We start from the raw sequence: 21,424 nt of genomic DNA, 5'->3' as shown, positions 1-21,424 counted from the left end.
GCCGCCGCATACGATCAGCTCGTGAACTCCGCCGCCCCACTGCATGCGCGCCCGACACCGTCCGCTCCCGCTCTCGTTCTTCGGCCCTGGTGCGCGGAGGACGTTGATGCACTGGTCGAGGCGTTCCAGGACTCCGCTTTGCGTCATTGGACGAGCACGCCCGTGGAGAACAAGGCTGACGGGGCACGGTGGGTGCGGGCCCAGCAGCGTGGTTGGGCAGCAGGGGACCGGTTCGGCTTTGCCGTCCTTGAGACACAAACCGATGTGATTCACGGCCAGTTGGTGGGCAACGTGGTCCTCAAGGAAATCGTGTCCGGCAAATCCTCTGCTGAGGTGGGATATTGGACAGCAGCCCATGCGCGGGGGCGGAGTGTGGCCCCGCGCGCTCTTGAGGTTCTCACCGGCTGGGCCTTCGACACCTTCGGCGCGGACGGGCTGGAACGTCTCGAACTCCTTCACCAGGAAGACAATCCGGCATCGTGCCGCGTTGCGCAGAAGAGCGGTTATGAGTTCGACAGAGTCCTGCCCGCAGCGCCACCCGCCTTCCCTCTCGATGGCCATCTGCACATACGGCGAACGGATTCCTGAGATCCGCTCGCCTTCTGCGGGCAGGGTGAAGCTGTTCAGGCCGCCAGAGTCTCGGGGCGTTCAACGAGGTGGCCTCGTTCGAAGCGGGCGCCGGCTCGGACGAGGGCGACGAGGTGGGGTGCGTTCACGGCTCGCCAGCGTGCCTGGGCGGACTCGACGAGTTTGAAGACCATGGCGAGGGCGGCGGCCGCGCTGCCTGCGCCGCGGGTGACCTTGGTTCTCAGCCGGACGGTCGCGAAGGTCGACTCGATCGGATTCGTCGTGCGCAGATGGATCCAGTGCTCGGCGGGGAAATCGTAGAACGCCAGCAGCTCGTCGACGTCATCGGTGATCTTCCGGGTCGCCTTGGGCCACTTCGCGCCGTAGGTCTTATCGAACGCGGCCACCGACATGAGTGCATGCTCACGGTCCTCAGCGTTGTAGATCTCCTGCAGTGCCTTGCGGGTGCCGGGCTGAGCCGATGACGGCAGGGCGTTGACGACGTTGGCCGTTTTGTGAACCCAGCACCTCTGATGACGGGTTTCGGGGAACACCTCCGCGAGGGCCTTCCAGAAGCCAAGTGCGCCGTCGCCGACACCGAGGACGGGAGCACGCATGCCGCGCCGGGCAGCGTCGCGCAGCAGGTCGGCCCAGGACTCGGCGGACTCGCGGTAGCCGTCAGCCATCGCGATCAGTTCCTTGGTGCCGTCCTCCCGCACGCCCATGACGACCAGCACGCAGGACTTGGCCTGCGCGAGGCGGATGCGCAGGTGGATGCCGTCGGCCCACACGTAGACGTAGTCGGTGGCGGACAGGTCGCGCTCGCCGAACGCCTTGTGGTCGGCCTGCCACTGCGCGGTCAGCCGGGTGACGGTGGCGGGCGACAGCCCGGCGGCGGAGCCGAGGAACTGCTCCAACGCGGGTACGAAGTCGCCCGAGGACAGGCCGTGGAGGTAGAGCAGGGGCAGCACCTCGCTGATCTTCGGGGACTTGCGGCACCAGGGCGGCAGGATCGCCGAGGAGAACCGCTTGCGCTCGCCGGTCGCCTCGTCGACGCGCTTGTCGTTCACCCGTGGCGCCTTCACCTCGACGGTCCCGGCCGCAGTAGTGACCGACCTGGGCTGGTGGTAGCCGTTGCGGACCACGAGCCGTCGCCCGTTCTCGTCGCGTTGGTCGGCCAACTCGGCTATGTAGGTGTTGACTTCGGCCTCCAGGGCGGCGGCCAGCATCCGGCGGGCGCCATCGCGGACGATTTCATCGATCAGGGAGCCGTTCGGCGTGGTGCCATCGGCGTTGACTACGCTGAGCACGGGCAGGCCTTCCCGACCCGCGCGGCTACGCGGGCCTACTCGATACCAGTCGATCGATCACTCGGGAAGGTACGTCGTTCGCGCATCAACCCGAGCCCGATCCACAGGTAATGAGCATTGCTCGGGATCAAGACCTTCGGTGATTACGTCGTAATCACTGCCGTGCACCGAGTGTCCTTCACTGCCCTTCCGCTACCGCAAAACCGCGGCGAACGCTGCAGTGAGGGCGGCAACCAACGTGACGGTGCCGGTGAATGCAGTGGCCGCGTGGACCAGAGCCGTGGGATAGGTGGCGCCGTCGATGCGGGCCAACTTGCCCGCCGCAGCAGCGATCAGCAGAGCGACGATGACGACCACAGCGGTGGTGAGGACGACGGCAGTTGCAGTCAAGGCATGCTCCCGAGTGAGACGGTTCGTTGACGTCGCCCAATGTCGTGGAAAACGTGTTCGTCAGGGTTCGGGCTGAACGAAGATGAACCCTGATGAATCGTGCGGAGAGCGGGGGCGTGGTGGACGAGCAGGAGGGCCGAATCGCAGACGCGCTGGTCGGACTTAGATCGCGGCTTCAGGATGCGGTGGCGCGGGCAGGCCTGTCCCGTGACCAGCTCGTGTCGAAGACGGAGTTGAGTCGTACGACCCTGCACCACGCCTTACGCGACGGTGGGCATGTGCCATCGGCTCAAACGGTCGCGACGTTGGCGAAACAGCTTGAGCTTCCGGTACAGGAGTTGCTCAGGCTGAGGCGACTGGCAGTCGGCGAGCCGCGGTCGGACGACGCAAGCGCCGGACCCGGAAAGCCAATCGGACAGTTCGACCCTCACGCCTTGGAGGTGCACCCCGCCGGCCCCCGGGAGCTAGGGCTCCCCCGCTACGTGTGGCGGGATCACGACGATGTGCTCGAGGGCACCGTCTCGCAGGCTGCCGAGGGACGGAGCGGCTTGCTGATGCTGGTGGGCACTTCCTCCACCGGCAAGACCCGGGCCTGCTGGGAAGCCATCCAGCCGCTGAAGGAACAAGGGTGGCAACTGTGGCACCCATTCGACCCGACACGGTCAGAGGCGGCCCTCGCCGCCCTGGGGCAGGTCGGGCCCTACACCGTGGTGTGGCTGAACGAAGCCCAGCACTACCTGAGCGCTGGCTCCGGGGAGCGGATCGCCGCCGCGCTGCATACTTTGCTCACGGACCCCGAACGCGGTCCGGTCCTGGTCTTGGGCACGCTCTGGCCGGAGTACGCAGACGCGTACACCACAGTGCCTCGGCCAGGTCAGCCGGACCCGCACACGCGGGTACGCGAGCTGCTGGCCGGACGACTCGCAGCGGTTCCAGCCGGGTTCGACGATGCCGCTGTCGCTCAGGCGGAAGCGTTCGCCGCGGCCGGAGACAAGCTTCTCGCTCAAGCGGTGAGCAACGCTCGTGACGGTAGACTCCCCCAGATCTTGGCCGGAGCCCCGCAGTTGCTGCAGCGTCAAGCCAGCGCCTCTCCAGGTGCCAGGGCCGTGCTCGATGCGGCCATGGATGCCCGTCGCCTCGGCATCGGCCTGCACCTGTCCATGGGGTTTCTCAGCGAAGCGGCTGAGGACTATCTCCGCGACGACGACTTCGACCGGCTCAGCGACAACTGGTTCGAGCAAGCCCTGGCCGAACTGGGCACTCCCGTGCACGGCGACCTCGCTCCCCTGCGACGCGTGCGTCGACGGCGAATCGATCGGCTAGTGGAGGACGCCAACCGCTTCGGTGACTTACCACCGGAGGGACCGGCTTACCGACTCGCCGACTATCTTGAGCAGCACGGCCGAGAAACCCGTCGCCGACTGTGCCCTCCCGCCTCCTTTTGGGAAGCTACACACCGAAACATCGTCAGCCCCGACGACCTTGCCCAGGTCGCTCAGGCCGCCTACAGCCGCCATCGAACGCAGTGGGCTCACCGCCTGCGGAACAAGGCCGCTCTCGCAGGCGACGTAGGCGCCATGACTTGGCTGTTCGCCGAATACGAGAAGACCGGTGACCAGCAAGCGGCCGATGCGCTCCTCCAACGGGCTGCGGCCAGCGGTGACCCCGATGTTCTGAATTGGCTGTCCCGCCGACGAGAAGAAGCAGGGGATCACGACCGGGCGGTGCGGCTAGCCGTCGAAGCCGGGAAGGCTGGCGACACGCAGGCTCTCGTCTGGCTCGGGCACAGGAGAAGGCGAGCAGGTGACCGGCCAGGAGCAGAAGCGCTCTATCGGCAGGCATGGGGCTTCGGAGACATCCACTGCCTGCGTCATCTGGCTGGACTCAGCGAAGAAGCAGGAGACCACGACGGAGCTGATCTGCTCGCTGCGAAAGCCGCGGCCGTCGGCGACAGTAGGGCAGTGGCGTGGTTAGCCGACGTTCGTGAACGAGCCCAACCCGTCGAGGACACTGAGGAAATCCGCAGAACCGAGCCGGAGCCCACGACATCCGACAGAGTGCTGTGGTTGGTAAAAGCAAAAGCGAGGGCGGGAAACCACGAAGCGGCCCAGCGTCTTGCCGTGGAAGCCGCTGACCGCGGCGACATGCAAGCTTTGCGCTGGCTCGCGCAGTGGATGGATGACTGGAGTGATCACCAACTGGCCGAACCCCTCTACGAGCGAGCCGCAGAGGCAGGCGACGGGCAAGCCTCATGGTGGCTGGGGCACAGACGGGAAGAGTCAGGCGACGACCGGCAGGCTGAGTCCCTCTATCTAAGAGCCGCGCAAGCAGACGTCCCGGATGCGCTGCACGACCTCGCCCGCATGCGTGAAGAAGCCGGTGACCCAGGCCAGGCGGAGCAGCTTGCCTGCCAGGCAGCCGAGGCCACAGAGGAGTCGGCACGCTCCAGTCGCCTGAGGATGTACCACCATCCCAGCCCTCGACATCAGCTCGGGACTGCCCTTCATGCCGACGCCCTGTACGACGAAGCCGTCGCCTACAGGCCGAATACGAGAACATTGCTCTGGCTAGCCCGACGGCGATATAGGGCCGGTGACCACGACCGAGCCGAGCATCTCGCGCGTCATGCCGCCGAGTACGGCAATGTCACCGTGTGGTTCTGGCTCGCGCGCCTACAAGAAGAGGCAACAGCCTATGCGGAAGCGGAGCGCCTTCTCCGAGAAGTTGGAGAGCAACCCGACATCGACATGACGCCTTGGCTGGTTCGGCTGAAGGAGAAGTCTGGTGAGCGAGAACACGCTGAACAGCTCGCGTTGGGCAACCTCGTCGCCGGCCGACACGATGCACTGCAATGGCTTGCCGGTCGGCGAGACGATTCGAATGACTTTGAGACAGCCGATTGCCTTGTCCTCCGAGCCGCAGAGGCTGGCCTACCTGGCCCGCTGCAGGACCTTGTGCTGCGACGAGGAGCAATGGGCAAGCTCCAAGAGGCAGAACGTCTCGCCCTCAGAGCAGCTGATGCGGGCGGCCTCCTGTACCGACTCGCGAGCACTATCCGCCATAAATACGACGGCGACATTCGAGCCTTGCTCGAACGAGCTGCAGAGCTCGGCAGCATAAAGGCCCTGTGCGACCTTGCGATAGCAGAAGAGAAGGCAGGAAATTACGAACGTGCCGAGCGCTTGGCCCTCCAAGCTGCAGAGGCGGGCAACACACGGGGGTTGGAAGACCTCGCGAAATCACGCGAGGTAGCGGGCGACAGACGGGGCGCCGAGCGCTGCGCTCTCAAGGCTGCCGACGCCGGCAACTCGGCCGTCGTTGTCTGGCTGTCTCGCAGGCGGAGAGATACGACCGCCGACCAGGCTGAGCGTCTGTGGCCGTACGGCCTCAATCCGGACGGGACTCCAACCGCCCCCTGGTGAATCATAGGTGCGACGCGGATCGTGCTGAGCGGAAGTACTGCAGGGAAGCTTCACCTTGAACCGTACGCACAGCTTGGTGTCCGTGCTGGTGTCCATCGACGACCAGGTGAAGGACACCGTTTTGCCGACGCGCACCGCCTTTTGCGCGTCGGCAAACTGCCGGCCGTTCATGAACAGCCGCACCGTCCGAGCCCTCACGCTCTTGGGCGGGTTCACCCAAATCGCGGTGACCGAGTTCCACGAATTCCGGCCCTCCAGCCGGATGCAGACCTGCGGACCGCTCCAATGGTGCGTGCACGAGCTGGAGTCGGCCGACGCCGGCGCCGCCGTCGACACCACCCCCGTGAACGCCAGCACCAGAGCCATCACCAACCGCCGCCGCTGTCTCATGCCCGGCAACCCCCATAGGCACCCCGCGCGTCACGGCCAGCCCTCGAAGATCACCCGGCCGTGGCCACCCGAGAGCTGTCGCAGTACGACAACCGCGCGCCGAACGTGGCCTCTCGGACAGGCTCAACGCTCGGCGCGCGGTCCGACCGGCCATACACCTGACCGGCCGGGATGCACGAGCCTCAGCCTCAGCCGCGGTCACCTCGCAGATAGCTGACAGCCTTCAGAATGACGGGGATCACACCCACAATGAGCGTCATCACCGAGATCAACGAGATGGAGAGGGAGGAGTTCGAGAAGGCGACGTAGGCAATGACCACGGCAGTCACAAAGAGCAACATCACCATAGCGACAAGAATGTACAGAAACATGGTGATTGGTGAGGCCGCTCTCCGAACCTTCGCCCCTGACTCCTCTGGACTCGTCGACGTGTCTTCACCAGGCGCTTCGGCGACGCGCGGCGCGATGAGCTTCGACTGGGCTCGCGCACCGAAGACCGCGATCGGCACCGCGTAGATCAGCCCCGCGACGAACCGGACGACCAGGAGCCGGGCAAGCCACCGCTTTTACATGGCCAACCGCATGCCGACCGGCGGGCATCGTCGTTGTGCTCGACCTCAGAGGCTGGCGAGGAGGGAGGGGAGCCGGGCGGGGCCACGGAGCACCGGCGGCCGGGACCGTCCGGGGCCCGGACCGTATTGCCACCGTCACGGACGCGCCCGCGTGAGCAGACCACCCCACCGGTTACGGTGGCTGGGAGCACCAGCTGCCGCGATGTGGCTGAGACCGTCCACGGTTGATCGCTGGGGCCGATCAGCTCGTCAGGGTCGCCGGACGTTCGGCCCCGGCGAGAGCCGCACCGTTTGGCCTCCGGACCACCCTGCGGGCATCGGCTAGTTTGCACAGCAGCACCCGAGCCCGCACACGTACGTCCGGAACCTTCTTCGCCCTGGCCCCCCACCGGGTAACGGGCCGAGTGCTGCGGGAACGCACGATCTGCTCCACCGCCGGTGTCGACAGTCCTCGCTCCGTCATCTCGCAGTCGTCCAGCGCGAACCACTCGGTTTCCCGCGCGAACGCCTCGGTGCCGATACGAACCCGGCGGGCGGTTCCTTCACTGTCCAGCCGAATGCGATGGCCATACCAGCGATCGATCAGCGTGTCCCGGTCCACCGGCACCGACACCCCGAGCACCGGCTCGCGGTCGTCCTGGTCCCACGACGGCTCCACCGCCTGGTCCAAGTGCACCCGCAGCCCGCCACCTCGGAATCGGATGTCCACCACCGAGCCGATCGGCACCCCCTCCGGCCGCACGAACTCGACATCGGCCTCTTCGCCCCGGCTACGGAGCCAGTCGGCGGCCGCGGACTTCGCATTCCCTGTCAAGTCCGTTTGTTCAGTTGGGCGGACTGACTAGGAGTTGGCTGGACACTGCTGTTTGCCAGCAAGGCGCCGCCCTCGTCGGCGAGGGTGCCCAGCCCGGCCGGGCGCAAGACGTACCGCACGTATGCCGAAAGGCGTCCACGGCGCCGGCCCAGTCGGCGGGCAGGGTCACATCGTGCGGCCGGGTACCACGGCGCGATACAGGTGGTGCTCCTGGACGATCTACAGTGAGTCAGCGACGCCGAGCTTCTCGAACGGCCCGCGCAGCGTGTACGGCTGGCCTTCCGGCCGCCTCTGGACAGCTGGTGCAGCGCCGTCTCGACCTCGAAGCGGCCTCGTCGAAGGGTGGTGGCGCAGCCGCCGGGGACGTTGTGGCGCTCCGCCAGGAGGGTTGCTCAGTCCGTCGAAGTCGGTCGTCGTGGTTACTGTTCGGCGGCCTCTCGGGCGATCTGCTCGAACTGGGCGCCCATGGCCTCGCCGAGCGCCTGGGCGGCGGAGAGCGGGCGCACCATCACCGTGATCTCGTCGATTTTCCCGTCGTCGTCGAAGTGCAGGAAGTCGCATCCCTGGATCTGCTTGCCGGTGACAGTGGCGGTGAAGACGAAGGTGTGATCGCGGCCGTCGGGGTTGGCGATCTCACGGATGTAGGTGAAGTCCTCGAAGACGCGGAGCACGCCGCGCAGGATCGCCGCGGTGATGGCCTTGCCCGGGTACGGCTTGAAGGTGACGGGGCTGGTGAAGACGACGTCGTCGGCCAGCAGAGCGGCCACGGCGTCCAGGTCGCCGCTCTCGACAGCCTTGCGGAAGGGATGCATGAGCCCACCCCGTATAGTCAAAAATGTTAATAGGGTGGTAGAGAATAGAGGGGCCGTTAGGGCTTGTCTACAAGGGAGGGGCAACTGTTAGTCATGTTGTTGATTAATCTGTTAGCGCGCATCCATGGCTTTGCGGAACGCGGTGATGGCCGCGCTGTTGGAGGGCGAGGCGTCCGGGTACGACCTCGCGAAGGCGTTCGACGCCACCGTCGCCAACTTCTGGATGTCGACGCCCCAGCAGCTCTACCAGGAGCAGGATCGCATGGAGGCCGAAGGACTCGTCACGGCCCGCGTCGTCGAGCAGAAGCGCCGCCCCAACAAGCGACTGTTCTCCTTGACGGAGGCCGGACGGACGGCCGTCCATGCCTACACCGCCGAACCCTTGGGTAAACCGGCGGTGATCCGGGACGAGTTGCTTGTCAAGGTGCAGTGCCTGGACGCGGGCGACATGGAAGCGGTCCGGGCCGCCATCGCCGAGCGCATGGAGTGGGCCACCGCCAAGCTGGCCCGCTACGAGCGGCTCCGGCAGCGTCTGCTCGACGGGCGCTCCGAGGAGGCGTACTTCGCCGAGGCCGAGCGCATCGGCCCGTATCTCACCCTGCTGCGCGGGATGGCGTTCGAGCGGGAGAACCTCCAGTGGGGGGACTTGGCGCTGCGCAGGCTCGAACAGCGCACGGCCGCGCTCCGGGCCGACGGCTGACTGCGGCGGTCCGACTCAACACGGTTAGTCAACAAAGTGATGACCCGGGGCCGGTGTGAGCAGCCCGGCCTCTCAGGGGTCGTCGGTCTGTGTCCGAGCCAGGACCGGCTGCGGTTCCTTGTCGGCGGGATTGCGGTGCAGTCCCTTGCGGTCGGAGAACCGGGTCACGTCGGAGCCGGAGAGGCACGCGACCGCGAGTCCCAAGCCCAGAGATCACCCAGCGTCGGGGCAGTCCGGCGTCGCCCTGGGCGTCGTTGTGGAGGATGGAGCGGACGACGCCGGTGATCTGACGCAGGGGCTGGAACTCGCCGAGGGTGCGGTGTAAGCCGGGGAGTGCCTGGCGGGGGCCGTGGCGCCGGACGTCGGTGCCGCCATGGCGATGTAGAAGATCGTGATGAACAGCTATCCCCGGCATGAGCGTGCGCACCCCCGGTGAAGCGCAGTTCAGCACGAGGAGCCGCCGGCGTCGTCGCAAACCAGAGCATCACACCGATGGGGAGGTGTCCCCGGCGGGCGCGGCCACCGGAAGTAGCGCCGGCCGCTTGGCCTGGCGGCCGTCGCCGGAGGAGCGGCCACGCAGGCGGCGGCCGACCCAAGGGCCGAGGAAGGTGCCGGCCCAGCGCAGTTCGGCACCCACGGTCCTCCAGGCAGGGATGTCTGTCCCCTCGGCCGGAAGGGGAAGGGTCCACGTGTCGTCGCTGCCCGGCAGACCGAGCGCGTGGGCCATGGCAGCCGCGATGCGCGTGTGTCCCAGCGGGCCGGCGTGCAGCCGGTCAGCACTCCACAACCGCGGATCGGTCGCCGCCGCGTGCGCGGCCGTCTCCGCCACCACCACGCCGTGGCGGTCGGCGGCCTCCCGGATGCGCGCGTTGAGTGCGAGAACACGGTGACCGATCGGGCGGGCCAACGGCGTGATGCGCCCGACATCGGGAACCATGAGGGTCGCGACGGTGGCGCCCTGCGCGGTGAGGGCGGCGAACATCGCCTCGACATGGCCGGCCACCTCGTCGAGGTCGCAGCCCGGGCGCAACGCATCGTTGACCCCAGCCACCACGGTGGCAAGGTCGGGCCGCATCGCGAGAGCCGGAGCGAGCTGCTCGGCGCGCACCTGGCCGGCCTTACGGCCGCGCACCGCGAGGTTGGCGTAGAGCAGGCCGGGGCTGTGGCGGGCGACCTGCTCGGCGAGCCGGTCCGCCCAGCCCCGAAGACCACGGACGTCGTCGCCGTCCCCGAGTCCCTCGGTGTGACTGTCACCCAGGGCGACATAGCGCAGATACCCACCGCTCGACACGGGGCTGCCCGCCTCTCGTCAACGCTGCTGATGGAAGTGGCCACGGCCACCGCTAACCAACTAGACACCTAGTCATATTGTTGAGTATGAGGATAGCTGCAGGCTCACCTTCCTGCAAAGTGACGCCGCTCATGCAGGTGCTGAGGCCGTCGAGGGCGGTCCACCGCCGTCCACCGCCTTGGTCCGCCCCGCAGATCGTGTGGCAGTGGGTCGCATCGTCGGCGATGTGGCTGATCAGGGCTCTGGCTTGATGCGCCTGGCGCCACCTGGGCATCGCCCTCGAAGCGGGCCCGCAGCGTCATTCCTTGGACGGACGGAAGGCAACGACGTTGTCTGGGACCTGCGAGCGGGGGCCGACTGGCTTTGCTGGTGGGTGAGGACCGCAGCGGCGAGGGTGAGACGGGTGACCAGCTCCCGTAGTTCCTTGATCTCCCTTCGCTGGTTCGAGACGGTCTCTTTGAGCTTGACCACGGACTCGCGCAGTCGGCGCTCTGCTTCGGGGACCTGCTGCGCTTCGGTGCGTACCCGCTCGTAGAATTCGTTCTTCAGATCCGCGTGCCGCTTCATCAGCGCCATGCGGTGGACGTCGGCCTCGACGGCGAGGGCCGCGATGGTGAGACTCCCGTTGGAGGCGGTGGCCTGCCCGGCCAGGAGACGGTCCATCGCCTCGCGGATCCGCGTGCGCTCGTGGGTTGCTCGGTCATCTCAGGGCCTCGGCGGTCTCGGCGGTGGCGGCGTGGGTGACGGCGGCCTGGCGGAGTCGGGCGGCGTTGGCCCGCAGCCGGTTGCCGATGTGCATGGGTGCGTGTATGGCGAGCTGGTCGATCTCGTCGGCGCGATCACGCAGTTGACTGGCGTGGGTGTCGGTGCGGGCCATGTTTCCGCAGCCTGCCCGGCAGGCGAGCACATTCGGCGAGGTCGCGTTCGGTGCCGGTTCGCACAATGCCGTCTCGCGCTTGACTGCGCAGATCAGGAGGGCGTCGACGGTCACGCTTCCCCATGGGGATGGCGGTTGCGAGTGGATGGCCAACGGCAGGGAAAGGCCCAACCCCGCCTCTCCCTGCCGTTCACATGAACAGCAGGTCGACCGGCGGCCATGGGTAGCCCAGTTGCTCGGCATCATGCGAACCTCCCCAGACCTCGGCGGTGGCACGGGGATCGCCTGCGGTCAGCCGCGCTCCAAGGCGCTCGGCTTGGACCGATGGGGCGTCCGCGGAGATCGGGAGGGTCATCCCGAACTGGAGCCAGGGCAGATCTGCATCGGCCCGGTTACGGGGATGCCTCAGGACGACGTGAATTCGATCGGGTTCCTTGCGGAAGGCCCAGACGCCTTCCAACTCGCAGTCCCACCTGACGAGCCAGTCCCTGCGTCCCCTCAGCCCCGCCTCAAGCAGCCGCGCAACCGCTCCTGCCGGCCACTCCCAACTGCGGTCCTCTCCCGCTCGCAGGACCTCGGCCCCGTACTGACCTGCGGTGAACCGAAGCTCCGGCAGGTCGAAGTCCTGATTGGCCAGGTCGCGCCAGCCCGCCCAGACAACATGATCCCCGATACGCGTGACCGTCATGTACAGCGCGCCACAGCACTCCTCCACGCCGCACCCGGACCAAGCGAGACGAACCTCGTGGGGCGTCGCCGTGGCATGCAACGGCCCGTCCTGGCCCAGCAGATCCCTGGGGCCTACTCCCAGGTACCGGGAGCCTCCCACGCCACCGGGGACCACCTCGGCCAGAAGATCCCGGCCATTGACGATCGGGCGGACCTCCACGCCGCTCTCGTCGGGTGGAGGGCACGCGATGTTCAGACGGAGAAGGTCCGGTCTCGTGGTCATCGGCCAATGATCGGGGAGCTGGCTCGCAACTGTCATATGAATGCGCGTGGCCTCCGCTCAGGGCGGTAGTTCGGGCCGCCTTCAGGCACGCTGGCCCCGGACACCCCTCCGGAACGACGGGATGGCAGCCTGGGGAATTACGTGACCGTCCACAATGAGAACTGACAACGCTGGAACCGCCGTCACCCCTGCTGTCCCTGCCTTAGTGGTCGGCTCCGTAAGTCCTTCGGGGGTTGACGTCGGAGGCAGTTCTGTGTCTGGCGTCTGCTCAGATGTCGGGGGCGGCGAGGTGGAGATGGCAGGCACAGTCGAGTGCGTCTGTCCGGGCTGCCGGGGCCGCCGGTTCCGGAGCGAGGTCCTCGCGGTGCGCTACGACGGGTACGACATCGCGGAGGTGCTGGCCGCGACGGTGGACGAGGCGCTGACCGTCTTCCGGGGCGTACGGCAGATCGCGGCCCGGCTGCAACGGCTCTCGGACGTGGGCCTCGGCTATCTCCCGCTGGGCCAGCCCGCCACCACCATCTCCGGCGGCGAGGCCCAACGCCTCAAGCCGGCAAAGGAGTTGGGGCGCCGTGCGACCGGCCGCACCCTCTACCTCCTCGACGAGCCGACCACCGGCCTGCACGCCACCACACCGCCCGCCTGCTCGACGTACTCCAACGCCTCGTGGACGCGGGCCACTCGGTCGTCACGAGCGAGCACAACCTCGACGTCATGCGCGCCTCGGACTGGATCAACGACCTCGGCCCGGCGGGCGGCGCCGGGGGAGGGCGGGTGGTGGCCGAGGGAACACCGGAGCAGGTCGCGCGGGCGGCGGAGGAGGAGGACGGGGGCGGTTCCCGGACGGGTGGGTTTCTGCGCGAGTTGGAGCCCGATGTCTGAGCCCGATGTCTGAGGCCACACTGCTTCGATTCGACGGGACAATAAATGCCTGAAAGCCAGGGCCTGTTGCGGTCACAATGCTCCTGTGAAGCATGCCCATGTCCTGAGCGGGCTTGCCGCCAACGCCTCCCTTCCGCCCGAACTCGTCGACCGTCTGATCGAACTCGCGGTCGCCGACACCGACGCCGACTTCACCGATGACCTCGCCGAACGCCCCGACCTCACCCACGCGCAGGCGCTCGCGCTGTACGTACGCGTCCCGGAGAGCGGCCCACAGCTCGCGTGCGAGGGCCGGCTGACCGTCGCCGACGTCGATCCGGCAGCCGATCCGGACACCGCTCTCGCGCTGCTCGGCGAGGGGCGCGGCGATCCGGTGTGGGGCCGGGTCCTCGTGGCGGACCCGGATTTCTGGCGTCGGCAGCGGCTGGCCCGGTGTGTGGGCCTGCCGCCCGATGTCGTCGAGACGCTCGCCGCCGGTCCGGATGTGCGGGTGGTGGGGGAACTCGCCCTGTGGACGACGGATCGGGCGCTGGCCACGAGGCTCGCGGGGCATCCGAACGCCGAGGTCCGCAAGTACGCGGCCTGGAACGAGGCAACGCCACCGGCCGTACTGGCGGCACTCCTCGACGACAAGGAACTGCCTCCCGTACAGCGGTGCTCGGTCTGCGGCGTCGAGGAGACCGGCTGCGAGGTGCTGTCGTACGAAGTCTGTGGCGGCACGCACGAGACCGCCGTGTACGCCGTACGTCACGGGGCCCTGAGCAACCCCGCCACCCCCATCGAGGCCGCGATCCCCTTCGCCGACCACCCGTCGGAGAACCTGCGCTTGGCCCTCGCCGAGCACCCCGACCTGCCCCCGGAGGTGAGCCGACGGCTCGCCACGGACCCCGACGTGCGCATCCGGGCCTGCATCGCCGAGAAGGCGGCCGGCGACGACGCCCTGATGCGCGTACTGGCCGAGGACGAATGCCCGGACGTACGGCGCCGACTCGCGCACAACCCCAACGTGCCCCTCGACGTCCTCGTTCGCCTCATCGCCACCACGAAAATCGGCCCCACCCTGCTACCCCGCGTCGAGGCCGCGTCCCCGGCCGAGGTCGGGAAACTGGCCCACTCGACCGACTCGACCGTGCGGATGCTCGTGGCCCTGCGCCGCGACCTGCCCGCCGAGATACGCGACGCCCTCGCCACCGACCCCGACGCGAAGGTGCTCAAGAGCATCGCCCCGCACCCCGGCCTCTCCGAGGCGCGACTGCGGGCCATGGTCGACCGGCACGGAGTCCAGGTCCTGGCGGCGGTGGCGGCCAACCCGGACGCGTCCGGGGCACTCCTGGAACACCTCGCCCACCACCGTCCGCCGGTGCACAAGGCGTTCCGCGCAATCGCCGTCCACCCCCACGCGACCCCGCGGGCCCTGCTCGCCTGCCTGACGGACGGCCAGGCGAGGCCCATTGCCGCGGGCCATCCGGCCCTCCCGCCCCAGGGGATCGTGGAGTTGCTCGCCGACGATGACGGTCATGTGGCGAAGGCGGCGGCGGGCAATGCTTCGCTGCCGGGTGCGGTGATGCGAAATCTGGTGCCTTAGCGGTCGGCTCCGTAAGTCCTTCGGGGGTTGATCAGGTAGCTGGCTCGGCGGAGGATTCTTCGTGGTGATCGGTGGTGTGCCGGTCGAGCCTGGCCAGCAGATCGTCCAGGTCGGAGGTGGTGAACTTCCACTGGAACGGCTGTGCTGTGGCGTTGTAGCGGTCTTCGAAGGCCCCAAGCCGGTCGGCGACCTGGGCGAGGTCGGTGAAGTCGTTGGGTGAGACGACCTTGCGCTGTACGACGGAGAAGTAGATCTCCACCTGGTTCAACCACGAAGCATGCACGGGGGTGTGGACCATCACCGCGTTGGGGAAGGCGGCGGCCAGGCGGTCGGCGGCCTTCTTGCCGCGGTGGGAGGAGCCGTTGTCCACGATCCAGAACACGCGCTTCGCGCTGGCGTAGGGCTCGGTGCTCATGACCTGGGCGACCATGTTCATGAACGGGTCGATGCCGGTGCGTGGCTCGGTGCGGCCGGACACTTTCGCGGCGTGGACGTCGTAGGCGGCGAGGTAGGCCAGGGCGCCGCCGCGTCCGTAGGTGTGGTTGACGCGCATCGCGCGGGCCTGGCCGGGGGCGAGGGTGGGGTGGCAGCGGCAGCGGGCCTGGATGGAGGTCTTCTCGTCCGCGCTGATGACGTACTCGTCCTCGCCGAGCCGGACGCCTCGCCAGGTGCGGGCGTACAAGCCGAGCACCCGCTCGGCCTTGGTCCGGAAGCCGGGGTCGGTGATGAAGATCCAGGACTGGTGCTGCCAGGGCTTGAGCGCGTCGTCGGTGAGCCAGCGGCGCACGGTGGAGGCGGAGACCCAGCAGGCGATCGCCTGGGCGACGACCTCACGGGCCAGTTCCGGGCACGACCAGCCCGCCAGCGGCACGCCGCTCTCGGCTGGCAGCCGGCAGGCCAGGGCCTTGACCTGGGCCACCTGCAACGCGGTGAACGACGGAGGCCGCCCTGACCGCTCGCGGTCGGACAGACCGGCCGGACCGTGCTCGACGAACCGGCCGCGCCAGCAGCGGACCGTGTCCAGATGCAGCCCCGTCTCACGGGCGATGCGCGCGTTGGAGCGTCCGCGTGCGGCGTGCAGTACCACCTGCGCGCGCATCCGCAGCCGGTGCTCGGTCTTGTGGCCGTAGGCCATCTTCTTCAGTCGCTCGCGCTCGGCGGCGCAGGAGACCGGCCACCTGGTCATCACGACCGCGCGCGCGATTCTCGACGCCCTCGCCGACACGGCGCCCGCCACCACCTGAGCAACGCCCGCCGGGGGCCCGCCACCGGGCCCCCGGCCCTCCCCGAACGCACCCACTGAAAGGGGCACGAGATGTTCACTCCCCGCCGCATCGGACCGACCCTGGTCGACGCGCTGCCGCACGTGCGGGCCAAGAACCTGCAGCCCGGCGACCTGATCGCCCACCGGGGCCGTCCCGGATTCGACGAGGCCGGAGGCCGCCCCGTCATCCGCATCGACCCCTCCAAAACCGAAGGGCGAGTCCGCAGATGTCTCAGCTGCTCGGGACCGGGGGCCGGGCGTCAGCCGTGCAGCCCCGCTTCCTGTGCCAGCACCGCCGCCTGGACGCGGTTGGTGCAGCCGGTACGCGTGAGGATGCTGCTGATGTGGGCCTTGACCGTGCCTGAGCTGAGGTGAAGCTGTGCTGCGATCTCGGCGTTGGAGAGGCCGGTGCCCAGTAGCCGGAGGATGTCCCGTTCGGCCGGTGTCAGGTCCGCGATCCGACGTGACGCGGCGTCGCTGCCGTGGCCCGACCGGGTCCGGAAGTCGATGAGTTGGCGGGTGACCTGCGGGGCGAGGACCGGTTCTCCGGCGGCGGCGCGGCGTACGGCGGCGATGAGGTCGCGGGGTCCGGTGTCCTTGAGGAGGTAGCCCACGGCTCCGGCGCGCAGGGCGCGGGTGACGCTCGGTTCTTCGCCGAAGGCTGTCAGCATGACCACTCGGGTGCGGGGCGAGAGGCGGGCGATCTCGGCGGCGCCGGAGATGCCGTCGCCGGGCATCCGGATGTCGAGGAGCGCGACGTCGACGGGGTGGGCTCGGCAGGCTTCGACGGCCTCGCGGGCGTCCTGCGCCTCGGCCACGATACGGACCTCGTCGTCGTTCTCCAGGATCAGCCGGATCCCGGTGCGCATCAGCGCCTCGTCATCAGCGATCAGGACTCGGATCATCGGCTCAGTGTAGGACCGCCATGATCAGCAGGGCGAGGGTGCCGCCGACTGTCGGGAGCAACACCAGCATCGCTGCGCAGCCCCCGCCCAGGAGGCGGGGCCAGGTGAGGACCTCCGTGGACAGGGGGGGCCGGGAGCCCGCCCATGCGGACACCGGCTCGGACGAAGTGGCGTACACGGGCGGCACATCGGGCCGGGCGGGCATACGGGCGGAAAGGACGAAGCCGCCCTCCGGACGCGGTCCGGCCTTGAGGGCGCCACCGAGCAGGGTGATCCTCTCCTGGAGCCCGACGAGCCCGCTCCGGTTCCCGTCCCCGGGCGGACTGGCCACCGGTGGGGCATCGTTGACGACGGTGACCGTCACTGTGTCCCCCTCGTCGTGGAAGGTCACGCGGACAGGCGCTCCGGGCGCGTGCTTCAGGGAGTTGGCGAGTCCTTCGCGGGTGACACGGTGGACGGCCTGCCGAGTGCGGGCGTCCGCGTCCGCCGGCCCGGTCGCGTGCCAGTGCAGTTCGGCGTCGGCCCCCGCGCTCCGGGAGTCCGCCACGAGGGCCGAGAGATCCTCGCGGGTCCCTCGCTCGGCGGTCTCCTTGTCCGACTGGTGGCGGAGGACGCCGAGGATGCCGCGCAGCTCTTCCATGGCGGTTCCGGCGGTGGTGTGCAGGAGTTCGGCCTGGGCGACCAGCGGGGGCGCCTGTCGTTCGGCAGCGAGCTGGAGGGCTCCGGCGTGCATCGAGATGAGGCCGATGCGGTGGCCGAGCAGATCGTGCATTTCCGCGGCGATGCGCGCCCGTTCCTCCATACGGGCCGCCTCGTCGGTGAGGAAGCGGGCCTGTTCGAGGTAGGCGTTGCGTTCCCGCAGCAGACCGGTCAGCGGACGGCGACGCCCCAGCATCAGGCCGGACAGCGCGGGCAGCACGATGAACAGCGCGCTCATGCCGACGCCCGCGGCCAGGTACGGCATCTTCGGGAGTCCGCTGAGGGATTGGGCGGCGATCGACGCGAGCACGGAGCCGGCAGTGCTCGCCCCGATCACCCTCCAGGTGCGCAGTGCGGGGGCGATGCGGCGTGTGGCGGACCACACGACGCACGGCACCACCATCGTCGCCCACATGTTGTCCCCGGCCATCAAGGGCACGCAGCCCAGGACCGCCAGGGCCGGGTACATACGCCGTGCGGGCACGAGTAGCGCCGCCCACACCCCCAGGAGAGCAGAGGAGACCGGATGGACCGGCGGTACCAGCGGAAACGGCGCCAGAGTCCACAGCAGGACCAGGCCGGCGAGTACGGACTCGGCGACGACTGTCCGCCGGGGCGCGGCGCGCACCGCGTCCTGGATCGCGGTGGCCTCGCGGCGCATCCGCCTCCATGGTCGCAGTGCCGGGATCATGGTTTTCCTCCGTATGGGCGCTGTTCTCATCGGCTGTTGTCGGGCGAACCGCTGCGGGCTCAGGCAGTTCGGGCCGTTCCTCCGGGGACCTGGAGCTCGGGCTCCGCCCGCAGGCCGGCGACGTCCACCCCGCTCTCGGTCAGTACCCGCTCGATCTCCGCCGCGGACTCCGCATCCGTCCCGGTCTTGTCCAGCAGGGCGGCCAGCAGGTGGGTCGTGCCGACCGTGGGCGAGTTCTGAGCGGAAGCGGTGAACTGTGTGACATGCAGGAGCCGTTGTTCGAAGTCGGCGGCGCCGGGGATCTCCGGGGGCTCCCCCTCCGCGACCCCGGTGGAGGGAACCAGCACTCGGGTGACAGCATCCTGCCGGGCGCCGTGTCGGCGCAGCAGTTCCGCCCCCTGGTTCGCTCCTGTCAGCTCATCGGGCAGCTCACGTCCCGCGATGGTCAACGACCGGTCCAGCGTCAGGATTCCCAGCAGTGTATCGATGGGCTCCTGCTCCGGCGCCCCGCGCCGCACTGCCCCCCGTAGCGCCTCCGCGCGCACCGCGCTCACGACCGAGGAACCGAATCCCGCGCCGCCCCCCAAGATCCAGGCGGTGAACTTCCGGGTCAGCGGATTTCCGCTCTTCCCGAACGTCCCCGACTGGCGCAGCATCACCACCGAACCGGGCTCCGGCGTGCTGTCGCTCCCGCGCAAGGCGTCGAGCGCAGCAGAGGCGGCGGAGACGTCCAGCTTTTCGACCACCATGGCCTCGCGAGCACGCGAATCGGGCAGCTTGACCAGTGCGTGCGCCACATGGCGGACGCGCACCGCAAGGGTGCCCTCCTCCCGTGCGGTCTCCAGCGCCTTGCGCAGGCAGCTCCGCAACGCACCGGTCATCGGCGGGAGTTCGATGCCTCGCTGTTCCTCTTCCTTCTTCTTCCGGTTCTTCCAGCGCAGCCTCTTAGCCTGCTCCTGCCGGACCTCCCGCCAGAATGCGTCGATCTCCCGCGCGTCGTCCGGGGCTTCCGCCGCACCGTCACCCGCGTCGTCACTGACCCACACGGAGGTCCCCCGGCTCCCGATCGACCCGCCGAGCGAGCCGGCGGCCTTCATTCCGGGGGCGATCGCGGAACCTGCGGCCGAGTCGCCCGACACCAGCGCGTTCAGCACGCTTTCCGTACCGACGTCCTCGCGTTCCTCCTTGGCCACCTGGCTCATCGTCGCCAGCAGCAGCTCGACGACGTCTCGCTCGAACTCGGTGGTCGCGCCGGCGTTGCGGTCGGAAGTTCGCTGATCCATCGGGGCTTCCTCTCCCTGGTGTTGCTTGGTGAGAAGGACGCTAGCCCGCGTACTCCCGGCTCCGCGACGGCCGACCGGCCATGCTTCCCGTCCGATCGGCCGGGTTCTCTCGTCCTGGCGGGCGAGGCCCTGCGGATCCGACACGGCACCTCGGGCGGATATTTCGTGAGCATCTGCCAAAGTCTGCGCCGGCACCGGGAACGCACCTGTGACCAGGCATGTACGTCTGCGCAGAGTCAGTGCGTTGTGGCAAAGGGAGTCCCTGTTCGGTGAGCAGGGGCTTCTTCGTGTGCGGGGAATGATCGCGGAGGGGTGGGGGCAGGCAGCGGACGGCTTGCTGTTGATCGAGGAGGGTGCGATGCCGTCGGTGCTGGGGCTGATGGAACGGCGTGAGGCGCGGGCGAGGCAGGATCTGGAGTCCTGGACGGAGGTCCTGGAGCAGGCTCAGGCCGGAGGTGGATGCCGCGCGGGAGCGGGTCGAGCGGGCCCGGGTGGGGCGTGAGGAGCTCGTGTCGGTGCTGGCCGAGGCGAGCCCGGTGAATACGCCGGCTTCCGTGCCGTCTGGTGGTGAGGCGGCTGCCGCTGGGGGATCGAGCGGCTCCGGTGCGGGCCATGGTGAGCGGCCGCCGGTGTGGCGGTCGGGCATGGGTGAGGAGGTGCTCGGCGGTGTGTATCGGGAGGTGTTCGCCGCTGCGGTGGCTGCTTCGGGGCCGGTGAACGGGGTGGAGCTGACGCGGGTGGTGGGCCGGGAAGCGGAGATCAAGAACGAGGTGGAGAAGATCCGTCACCGTGCCTACGTGCTGGAGAAGCGGGGCTGGCTGGTGCGGGCGAAGGACGGACGGTTCATGCCCGCGCCCGGGGCAGCCGGCCGGGGCGCTTCTCCGGCCAGCGCGGAGCGTCTGCGGCCAGACGCTGGGACAGCCTGATGACAGCAGCCCACCACACCATCTGGGCGTGGTGGTCGGGGCGGCGTTCGTGGTCGCGGTTGAGGCGGCGTGAGCGGGCCAGCCAGCTCAGCGTCCGCTCCACCACCCACCTGCGGGCCAGTACGACAAATCCGCGTTGCCCGTCGCAGCGGCGCACGACCTCGATCCGGACTCCGTGGCGGGCGAACGCCTTCGCCAGCGCCGGACCCTGGTAGGCACTGTCGACCCACACCAGCTTCAGCAGCCGGCCCGGCTGGTCCATGAACGTCTCCAGCAGCGCGGGGGCGGCCCTGGAGTCGTGCACATCGGCCGTGGTCACGGTCACCTCCAGGAGCAGGCCCTCGGTATCGGTCAGGATGTGACGCTTGCGCCCGTCACGTGACTTGCCGCCGTCGTATCCGCGACTGTCCTCGCCGACAGTCTCGGAGGCGTCCACCGACTGACTGTCGATGACTCCCGCACTGGGCTCGGCGTTGCGGCCGATGCGTTCCCTCGCCGAACATCGCAGGCGTTCGTACAGCTCACGCACGTAGTTGTAGGACCGCAGCGGCGGAAGAAGTCGTAGACCGCCCGCCAGTACGGAAAATCGACCGGCAGAGCCGTCCACTTCACGCCGTTGTCGACCAGGTAGCGCACCGCGTCCAGCATTGTCTGGTGGCAGTACGCCTCGGGGCGCCCGCCCCGCTTCAGGAGCCAGGCCGGCACCGGCATCGCGGCGCCGGGGTGCCGGTGATCCTGCTGGAGATCGCCCCCCGTACTGAGGACGCCGACGACCTGGTGCACAAGCTGCGCCGGTATTGGGAGTGGGGACGGCCGCTGGCACCGGACGCGGACAAGCACACCGTGAACCTGGTTCGCTCCCGACCGGACGCGATCGCGAGCATCCGCGGTTCGGCGCCGGCGAATTCACGGGCGGCGCCGACGTCGTTGGCCTGGACGGCCCGGAGGTAGTTGAAGGGAACGGCTGGTCCGTGCCTCCTGAACCGCTCGGAGGTAACGACCGTCAAGGGCGGTGAGACGGGTAACTTTGTCGCTGATCGTCATGCGTATTGCCACACTCTGTTACTGGGTGGTGCACTTGGCCGCCTTGGA

General features: G+C 68.7%; 22 protein-coding genes and 1 pseudogene. 7 read left to right on the top strand and 16 right to left on the bottom strand.

The window, feature by feature from the left end:
- Positions 1–21: 21 nt before the first annotated feature.
- Positions 22–588: a GNAT family N-acetyltransferase gene (locus AWZ10_RS49335; protein WP_079104657.1), complete on the top strand. Its 567-nt coding sequence runs from the start codon at positions 22–24 to the stop codon at positions 586–588.
- A 35-nt stretch (positions 589–623) separates the two neighbouring features.
- Here the strand turns inward: AWZ10_RS49335 and AWZ10_RS41810 are convergent, their stop codons facing one another.
- Together AWZ10_RS41810 and AWZ10_RS41805 are read right to left on the bottom strand one after the other, a co-directional pair.
- Complete coding sequence (locus AWZ10_RS41810) at positions 624–1,877, bottom strand: IS256 family transposase (RefSeq protein WP_079104656.1); 1,254 nt, start codon at positions 1,875–1,877, stop codon at positions 624–626.
- Between the two features lie 192 nt (positions 1,878–2,069).
- Positions 2,070–2,267 (bottom strand): hypothetical protein, encoded by a 198-nt coding sequence (locus tag AWZ10_RS41805; protein ID WP_060893712.1) that lies wholly within the window; start codon positions 2,265–2,267, stop codon positions 2,070–2,072.
- Positions 2,268–2,383: 116 nt separating this feature from the next.
- Here AWZ10_RS41805 and AWZ10_RS52005 point away from each other — a divergent pair, with 116 nt between their 5' ends.
- On the top strand, positions 2,384–5,689 hold the full coding sequence (locus tag AWZ10_RS52005) for a hypothetical protein (RefSeq protein WP_159058552.1): 3,306 nt from the start codon (positions 2,384–2,386) through the stop codon (positions 5,687–5,689).
- Between the two features lie 578 nt (positions 5,690–6,267).
- Here the strand turns inward: AWZ10_RS52005 and AWZ10_RS52000 are convergent.
- The 3 genes from AWZ10_RS52000 to AWZ10_RS41765 form a co-directional block, all read right to left on the bottom strand.
- Positions 6,268–6,588 carry a hypothetical protein gene (locus AWZ10_RS52000; protein ID WP_159058551.1) on the bottom strand — a complete coding sequence of 107 codons (321 nt, stop codon included), beginning with the start codon at positions 6,586–6,588 and terminating at the stop codon, positions 6,268–6,270.
- Positions 6,589–6,892: 304 nt separating this feature from the next.
- Positions 6,893–7,378, bottom strand: a complete 486-nt coding sequence (locus tag AWZ10_RS41770; protein WP_244172737.1) for a hypothetical protein — start codon at positions 7,376–7,378, stop codon at positions 6,893–6,895.
- 506 nt (positions 7,379–7,884) lie between these two features.
- Positions 7,885–8,277, bottom strand: coding sequence for a nuclear transport factor 2 family protein (locus tag AWZ10_RS41765; protein WP_060893704.1), 393 nt, complete (start codon positions 8,275–8,277; stop codon positions 7,885–7,887).
- A 124-nt stretch (positions 8,278–8,401) separates the two neighbouring features.
- Between AWZ10_RS41765 and AWZ10_RS41760 the strand changes: the two genes are divergently transcribed.
- Complete coding sequence (locus AWZ10_RS41760) at positions 8,402–8,977, top strand: PadR family transcriptional regulator (RefSeq protein ID WP_060893703.1); 576 nt, start codon at positions 8,402–8,404, stop codon at positions 8,975–8,977.
- A 72-nt stretch (positions 8,978–9,049) separates the two neighbouring features.
- Here AWZ10_RS41760 and AWZ10_RS55380 read toward each other — a convergent pair whose 3' ends face one another.
- The 6 genes and pseudogenes from AWZ10_RS55380 to AWZ10_RS56120 all read right to left on the bottom strand — a co-directional run bounded on the left by AWZ10_RS55380 (position 9,050) and on the right by AWZ10_RS56120 (position 12,722).
- Positions 9,050–9,181 (bottom strand): hypothetical protein, encoded by a 132-nt coding sequence (locus tag AWZ10_RS55380; protein WP_279616674.1) that lies wholly within the window; start codon positions 9,179–9,181, stop codon positions 9,050–9,052.
- 280 nt (positions 9,182–9,461) lie between these two features.
- Entirely contained in the window at positions 9,462–10,268 is an 807-nt protein-coding gene (locus AWZ10_RS41755) for an SGNH/GDSL hydrolase family protein (RefSeq protein ID WP_060893702.1), read from the bottom strand.
- A 298-nt stretch (positions 10,269–10,566) separates the two neighbouring features.
- Positions 10,567–10,931 (bottom strand): annotated as a pseudogene (locus AWZ10_RS41750) (hypothetical protein).
- A 37-nt stretch (positions 10,932–10,968) separates the two neighbouring features.
- A complete protein-coding gene (locus AWZ10_RS41745; RefSeq protein ID WP_060893701.1) occupies positions 10,969–11,259 on the bottom strand; it encodes a hypothetical protein in 291 nt (96 codons plus the stop codon).
- Between the two features lie 76 nt (positions 11,260–11,335).
- The gene (locus AWZ10_RS41740; RefSeq protein ID WP_244172736.1) at positions 11,336–12,034 is read right to left on the bottom strand and encodes a hypothetical protein; all 699 of its coding nucleotides are present in this window, start codon (positions 12,032–12,034) and stop codon (positions 11,336–11,338) included.
- Positions 12,035–12,365: 331 nt separating this feature from the next.
- Positions 12,366–12,722 carry a hypothetical protein gene (locus AWZ10_RS56120; RefSeq protein ID WP_060893700.1) on the bottom strand — a complete coding sequence of 119 codons (357 nt, stop codon included), beginning with the start codon at positions 12,720–12,722 and terminating at the stop codon, positions 12,366–12,368.
- A gap of 41 nt (positions 12,723–12,763) precedes the next feature.
- Between AWZ10_RS56120 and AWZ10_RS56115 the strand changes: the two genes are divergently transcribed.
- A complete protein-coding gene (locus AWZ10_RS56115) occupies positions 12,764–12,979 on the top strand; it encodes a hypothetical protein (RefSeq protein WP_060893699.1) in 216 nt (71 codons plus the stop codon).
- 85 nt (positions 12,980–13,064) lie between these two features.
- On the top strand, positions 13,065–14,564 hold the full coding sequence (locus AWZ10_RS41725; protein ID WP_060893698.1) for a hypothetical protein: 1,500 nt from the start codon (positions 13,065–13,067) through the stop codon (positions 14,562–14,564).
- Between the two features lie 31 nt (positions 14,565–14,595).
- On the opposite strand, the gene AWZ10_RS41720 is transcribed toward AWZ10_RS41725, so the two are convergent.
- From AWZ10_RS41720 to AWZ10_RS41705, 4 genes are all read right to left on the bottom strand, one after another.
- Positions 14,596–15,750, bottom strand: coding sequence for an IS630 family transposase (locus tag AWZ10_RS41720; RefSeq protein WP_244172735.1), 1,155 nt, complete (start codon positions 15,748–15,750; stop codon positions 14,596–14,598).
- Between the two features lie 338 nt (positions 15,751–16,088).
- Complete coding sequence (locus tag AWZ10_RS41715; RefSeq protein WP_060893697.1) at positions 16,089–16,733, bottom strand: response regulator; 645 nt, start codon at positions 16,731–16,733, stop codon at positions 16,089–16,091.
- Positions 16,734–16,737: 4 nt separating this feature from the next.
- A complete protein-coding gene (locus AWZ10_RS41710) occupies positions 16,738–18,093 on the bottom strand; it encodes a sensor histidine kinase (protein ID WP_244172734.1) in 1,356 nt (451 codons plus the stop codon).
- An 89-nt stretch (positions 18,094–18,182) separates the two neighbouring features.
- On the bottom strand, positions 18,183–19,406 hold the full coding sequence (locus tag AWZ10_RS41705) for a hypothetical protein (RefSeq protein WP_060893696.1): 1,224 nt from the start codon (positions 19,404–19,406) through the stop codon (positions 18,183–18,185).
- 509 nt (positions 19,407–19,915) lie between these two features.
- Between AWZ10_RS41705 and AWZ10_RS51995 the strand changes: the two genes are divergently transcribed.
- Complete coding sequence (locus AWZ10_RS51995) at positions 19,916–20,332, top strand: hypothetical protein (RefSeq protein WP_159058550.1); 417 nt, start codon at positions 19,916–19,918, stop codon at positions 20,330–20,332.
- Here AWZ10_RS51995 and AWZ10_RS41695 read toward each other — a convergent pair.
- Positions 20,250–20,939: an IS5 family transposase gene (locus AWZ10_RS41695; RefSeq protein WP_244172733.1), complete on the bottom strand. Its 690-nt coding sequence runs from the start codon at positions 20,937–20,939 to the stop codon at positions 20,250–20,252. The two genes, AWZ10_RS51995 and AWZ10_RS41695, sit on opposite strands and share 83 nt — an antisense overlap.
- A 47-nt stretch (positions 20,940–20,986) precedes the next feature.
- Between AWZ10_RS41695 and AWZ10_RS51990 the strand changes: the two genes are divergently transcribed.
- Positions 20,987–21,283, top strand: coding sequence for a hypothetical protein (locus AWZ10_RS51990; RefSeq protein WP_159058549.1), 297 nt, complete (start codon positions 20,987–20,989; stop codon positions 21,281–21,283).
- Positions 21,284–21,424 lie beyond the last annotated feature (141 nt).

Source organism: Streptomyces europaeiscabiei, from assembly GCF_001550375.1.
GTDB classification, from domain to species: domain Bacteria; phylum Actinomycetota; class Actinomycetes; order Streptomycetales; family Streptomycetaceae; genus Streptomyces; species Streptomyces europaeiscabiei.
The sequence above is the reverse complement of the archived record's forward strand: the minus strand, read 5'-3'. Positions and strand labels throughout refer to the sequence as shown.